7 protein-coding genes and 1 pseudogene are annotated in these 5,227 nt (G+C 66.5%); 7 read left to right on the forward strand and 1 reads right to left on the reverse strand.

The genetic code is table 11. The annotated features are described in order from the left end of the window. Positions 1-546, forward strand: a pseudogene (locus tag D3877_RS29215) (fumarylacetoacetate hydrolase family protein); the annotation flags it as partial. Positions 547-556: 10 nt separating this feature from the next. Here the strand turns inward: D3877_RS29215 and D3877_RS29220 are convergent. Beyond that, positions 557-1,345: a lysophospholipid acyltransferase family protein gene (locus D3877_RS29220; RefSeq protein ID WP_119834327.1), complete on the reverse strand. Its 789-nt coding sequence runs from the start codon at positions 1,343-1,345 to the stop codon at positions 557-559. Between the two features lie 197 nt (positions 1,346-1,542). Here D3877_RS29220 and ftsE point away from each other — a divergent pair, with 197 nt between their 5' ends. The 6 genes from ftsE to D3877_RS29250 form a co-directional block, all read left to right on the forward strand. Then, positions 1,543-2,223: a cell division ATP-binding protein FtsE gene (gene ftsE, locus D3877_RS29225; protein WP_119834322.1), complete on the forward strand. Its 681-nt coding sequence runs from the start codon at positions 1,543-1,545 to the stop codon at positions 2,221-2,223. 3 nt (positions 2,224-2,226) lie between these two features. After that, positions 2,227-3,120, forward strand: a complete 894-nt coding sequence (locus D3877_RS29230) for a cell division protein FtsX (protein WP_119834323.1) — start codon at positions 2,227-2,229, stop codon at positions 3,118-3,120. Then, a complete protein-coding gene (locus tag D3877_RS29235) occupies positions 3,117-3,752 on the forward strand; it encodes a YdcF family protein (RefSeq protein ID WP_238475161.1) in 636 nt (211 codons plus the stop codon). The genes D3877_RS29230 and D3877_RS29235 overlap by 4 nt, the downstream gene beginning before the upstream one ends. A 317-nt stretch (positions 3,753-4,069) precedes the next feature. Then, positions 4,070-4,321, forward strand: coding sequence for a DUF1127 domain-containing protein (locus D3877_RS29240; RefSeq protein WP_238475162.1), 252 nt, complete (start codon positions 4,070-4,072; stop codon positions 4,319-4,321). A 4-nt stretch (positions 4,322-4,325) separates the two neighbouring features. Beyond that, positions 4,326-4,760 carry a GNAT family N-acetyltransferase gene (locus tag D3877_RS29245; RefSeq protein WP_119834325.1) on the forward strand — a complete coding sequence of 145 codons (435 nt, stop codon included), beginning with the start codon at positions 4,326-4,328 and terminating at the stop codon, positions 4,758-4,760. Positions 4,761-4,807: 47 nt separating this feature from the next. Further along, the coding region (locus D3877_RS29250) for a pyridoxal-phosphate dependent enzyme (RefSeq protein ID WP_119834326.1) at positions 4,808-5,227 on the forward strand (420 nt) is incomplete at its 3' end.

A 5,227-nucleotide genomic window follows, 5' to 3' on the forward strand; every position in this document is an offset into this window, starting at 1 on the left:
GCCCCCTTGCGCTTTCCAGTGATCGCGGGCGGTTTTGGCGCGGTTGAGGCGGAGTTCGTGGTGCGCGTCGCCGCCGACGCTCCGCCCGACCGCCTGGACTACAGCCCGGCGGAGGCCGCCGCCTTCGTTGGCGCCGTCCACGCCGGAATCGAGGTTGCGGGCAACGCCCTGTCATCGGTCATGACGCTGGGGCCGATGGCGTCGGTGCCGTCCTTTGGCAACAACATCGGGCTGGTGATCGGCCCACAGATCACCGAGTCCTTAAGCGACCTGGAGACGATTCGCGCGGAAACGGAAATCGACGGACAAAGCGTCGGAACCGGCGCGGCGGACAAGCTGCCCGGCGGGATCGCCGCCGCCTTGGCCTTCGCGTTGAGCGTCACGGCGCGGCTGGGCCGTCCGCTGACCGCCGGTCAATGGGTGTCCACCGGCGCGTTGACCGGCGTTCACGCCATCACCATCGGCCAGACGGCCCGCATCGCCTTCACCGGCATCGAACCGATGACCGGAATGGCCGTCGCCGCCCAGCCGACGACCGACGCTTAAGACACGCCGTTCAGGATGCGGAGGCGGGGGCCGAACGCTCCCGCCGTTCCGCCGGGGCCGTCACCGGCGGGCGAATCGTCGGCGGGCCGCCCGCCGCCATCACCAGCCGGTCGCTGGCCGACTCCAACCGCTCCTCCAGGTCGCGCATCGCCTCGGCGCGCGGCCGACCGGGGGGGATCGGGGCCAAAAACTCCACCACGATGGTGCCGGGCCGCTTGAGGAATTTGTGGCGCGGCCAATAGAGACCGGCGTTCAGCGCCAGCGGCACAATCGGAATCTTCAGGCTTTCATACAGCACGCCGACGCCAACCCGATAGGGCGTGTAGGTTCCAACCGGCACCCGCGTGCCTTGCGGGAAAATCACGATGGGCCGCCCTTCGTCGCGCACCGGGCGGGAGTTGCGGATCAGCGACTTGATCGCCGCGCCCCCGGCCCCCCGGTCCACCGGAATCATCTTGGCTTTCGAAGCGTACCAACCCCAAATCGGAATCCACATCAATTCGCGTTTCAGGATGACCGCCGGATCCCGCACGAGAAGATGCAGCTTCATCGTCTCCCAGGCGGATTGATGCTTGGCCGCCAGCAGGAACGGGCCGTCGGGGATGTGTTCGGCCCCGCGCACCTCGTACCGGATGCCGACGATGACCCGCTCCAGCCAAGCTAGTGTCCGCAGATACCAGACGACGACGGCGATCATCTGCGGGCGCGGCAGCAGCAGCATCCACAACAGGGCGAAGCACATCAACGCGGTCCAACCATAGAACGCGACGATGAAGAGAAGGGAGCGAAGCCAGATCATGGCGGCGAACTTGTCAGGATTCGTCCACATTCTCAAGCGTGGTCGCTCAAAACGACTCCCAACCGCGCGCGCGCAACCGGCGAAATTGTGGACTTCCGCCCATAGGCGGGTGCATTGTCCAATGCCGTGCGCGGCGTTCAGGCGGGAACACCCCCTTGGACTCAGCGCGCGGTCAGAGGCGAGGCTGTGGTGAGACCGTGATCCGTTTCGAGAATGTCGGACTGCGCTACGGCATCGAGTCGGAGGTGCTGCGCGACATCAGCTTCACCCTGACGCCCGGCTCCTTCCATTTCATGACCGGGGCCAGCGGCGCGGGGAAATCATCGCTGCTAAAGCTGATGTATCTGGCGCACCGGCCCTCGCGTGGGTTGATTACTCTGTTCGGGCGCGACATGGCTCGCGTGACTCGCCCCGAATTGCCGGAGCTGCGCCGTCAGATCGGCGTTGTGTTCCAGGATTTCGCCCTGCTCGACCATCTGTCGGCGCTGGACAATGTGGCGTTGCCGCTGCGCATGGCCGGCGCCTCGGACGCCGACATGGTGGAGCATTGCACCGAAATCCTGCGCTGGGTCGGTCTGGGCAGCCATTTGCACGCCAAGCCCTCCACCCTGTCGGGCGGGCAGCAGCAGCGCGTCGCCATCGCCCGTTCGGTCATCAACCGCCCGCGCCTGCTGCTGGCCGACGAGCCGACCGGCAACGTCGACGACGGCATCGGCATGCGCCTGCTCTATCTGTTCGAGGAGTTGCACAAGCTCGGCACCACCGTGGTCATCGCCACCCACAACGAGGCGCTGATCCGCCGCTTCAACCATCCTCATCTGCATCTGGACAATGGACGCCTGCACGTCGTCCCCGCCCAGCCCGCGCGGGGAGGCTGAGCCGTGGCCCTGTTCTTCCTCAGCCGCCCGTCGGACCTGCCGCTGGCCCGCGACCCGTCCGCGCGCTTTCTGGTCTGGATCACCGCGCTGATGGTGTTTCTGGCGACGCTGGCGCTCGCCGGGGCGATGATGGTGTCGGAGATGGCCCAGCGGTGGGACAGCGGCCTTGCGGGCGGCTTGACCGTGCAGATCGCCCCCCTGCCCGGCGGCGCCGCCGCGCCGCTGGACGAGCGGGTGGAAGCCGCCTTGACCGTCCTGCGCTCCTCCCCCGGCGTCAAGACGGCCCGCGCGCTGACCAGCGCCGACACCGCCCGCTTGCTGGAGCCTTGGCTGGGGCCGGAAGCGGCGGACCCGCTGTTGCCGATGCCGCGCCTGATCGACGTGACCACCGACGGGCCGGTGGACGTCCCCGGATTGGCGCAACATCTCAAATCGGCGGCCCCCGGCGCCATTTTGGACGACCACGCGGTGTGGCTGGCCGATCTGCGCTCCTTCACCGGGGCGGTGCATCTGGCGGCGTTGGGGCTGGTGGGGTTGATCGGCGGGGCCGGTGTGATGTCGGTGATCTTTTCGGTGCGCGCCGGGCTGGCGATTCACCGTCATGTCGTCGAGTTGCTGCACCTGATGGGCGCCACCGACCGCTACATCGCCCGCCAGTTTGAACGCCACGTCGTGGGGCTGAGTCTGCGCGGTGGAATGGTCGGGCTGGCTCTGGCGCTCGCCACGCTGGCCGGGGTGCATCACGCCTCGCGCGGGTTGCGGGCCAGTCTGCTGCCTGATTTGACGTTGGCCCCCTGGCAATGGGCCGCGTTGGCTTTGGTCCCGCTGGCGGCGGCGCTGCTGGCTCTGGCGACGGCGCGCTGGACCGTTTTGCGTCGGCTGGAGTCGCTGCCGTGACCCGGCGGCGGCCCGGCTCGCTGACGCGCAGCGCCGGACGGCTGGCGATTCTGGCCATTCTGGTGCTTGGCGCGTGGTTGGCCGGGCTGGTCTGGTTCGTGGCGAACGTGCCGCGCCTGCCCCAGGAACTCGCCGATTCGCAAAGCCAACGCGCCACCGACGCCATCGTCGTGCTGACCGGCGGCAGCAACCGTTTGAGCGCCGGGCTGGAACTGCTGGCGGCGGGCCGCGCGCGCAAGCTGTTCGTGTCCGGCGTCTATGATGGGGTGGATGTTCAAGAGCTGCTGCGGCTGTCCCGCCGCTCGCCCAAGGAAATGGAATGCTGCATCGCGCTGGGCTATTCCGCCGACAGCACCATCGGCAACGCCTATGAAACAGCCGACTGGATGCGCGACCAGGGGTTCCGGTCGCTGCGGGTGGTGACGGCCAATTACCACATGCGGCGCAGCTTGTTGGAATTGTGGATGGCGATGCCCAACATCGAGCTAGTGCCCAATCCCGTGGTCGCGCCGACGGTGCATCTGGCCGACTGGTGGATGTGGCCGGGCAGCGCCAACCTGCTCATCAACGAATACAACAAGCTGCTGTTGACCTATGGCCGCGTCTTGATCTATCGGGCGGTGGAACCCTGATCCAAAGCCGGGCCGTCGCCCGCATGGCGGCCATGCATCGTATCGATTGTCCTCATGATCGTGTGATTGTCCTGCTTTTCTTGTGCGCATGTCCCATTTTGTCCGGGCGCAAAGCCAGAAACATGCCCTCACCCTCTTGAAAAGAAACGGAAACCTTCCAGCCAATTTGAGACAGGAAGCACCCTGTTGCCGAAAAGATACATCCGATATCGGAAATGTCATGGTGACAATATTGGAATTGACCCTGCCGCCCCGATGTTCATAATCCTGATTGTCTCGATTGTTCGAGGCGAGAGCGCCAGATGATGGAGGATCCCATGCGCAACACCGATGTGACCAGCCCCGGCCCGTTCGCGACCGTCGCCAACGACGCCGCCCACGCCGACACCCGCGTCACCGGCGTTGGCAAGCGTTCCGCCCTGGCCCTGGTGGATTGGCTGTTCAGCGCGCTGGAACGGCGCAGGCAGCGTCAAGCGCTCTCCGGGCTGGACGAGCATCTGCTCAAGGACATCGGCATCAGCCGCACGGACGTCGAGCAGGAAGTCACCAAGCCCTTCTGGCGGGGTTGAGCCGATGACCGCCAACGCCACTGTTCCGGTCATCCACTACGCCGTCGAACCCGATCTGACCGCCGACGCCTTCATCGACGTGCTGCACCGCTCCGGGCTGGCCGAACGCCGCCCGGTGGCGGATCGGCCCCGGGTCGAAGCGATGCTGCGCAACGCCGGTCTCATCATCACCGCCCGCGTGGACGGCGCCCTGATCGGCGTCGCCCGTTCGATCACCGACTTTGTGTATTGCTGCTATCTGTCCGATCTGGCGGTTGACCGCGCTTATCAAGGGCAGGGAATCGGCAAAGAACTGATGCGCCGCACCCGCGACGCGATGGGGGAAGGCACCATGTGCCTTCTTCTGTCGGCCCCCAAGGCCATCAGCTTTTACGAGGACGCTGGGCTGAAGCGGCACGAGCAGGCCTTCCTGTTCACCGATCTGCCCCCCGCGTCTTAAACGCAACGTCTTAAGCATACAGTCTCAAACGCGGAGTTCCGGGCGCCATGACCGACCTTGCGATTTCCTACGCCGACGTCGTCGGCGCTGCCGAGCGGATCGTCGGCATCGCCCACCGGACTCCGGTTTTGACCTCCAGCACCGCCGACGCCCGCACCGGCGCCCGGCTGTTCTTCAAATGCGAGAATTTCCAGCGCACCGGCGCCTTCAAAATCCGGGGCGCTGGCAACGCCATCGCGCAACTGCCCGCCGACCGGCGCGCGGCGGGCGTCGTGGCCTTTTCCTCGGGCAACCACGCCCAGGCCATCGCGCTGGCGGCCCAGTTGCAGGGCGTCAAATCGGTCATCGTCATGCCGATGGACGCGCCCGAATCCAAGGTCGCCGCCACCCGCGCCTATGGCGGGGAGGTCGTCCTTTACGACCGTTACGCCGGTCCGCCCGAAACCGTCGCCAACCGGCTGGTGGAG

The sequence above is a fragment of the Azospirillum cavernae genome (genome assembly GCF_003590795.1).
GTDB classification, from domain to species: Bacteria; Pseudomonadota; Alphaproteobacteria; order Azospirillales; family Azospirillaceae; genus Azospirillum; species Azospirillum cavernae.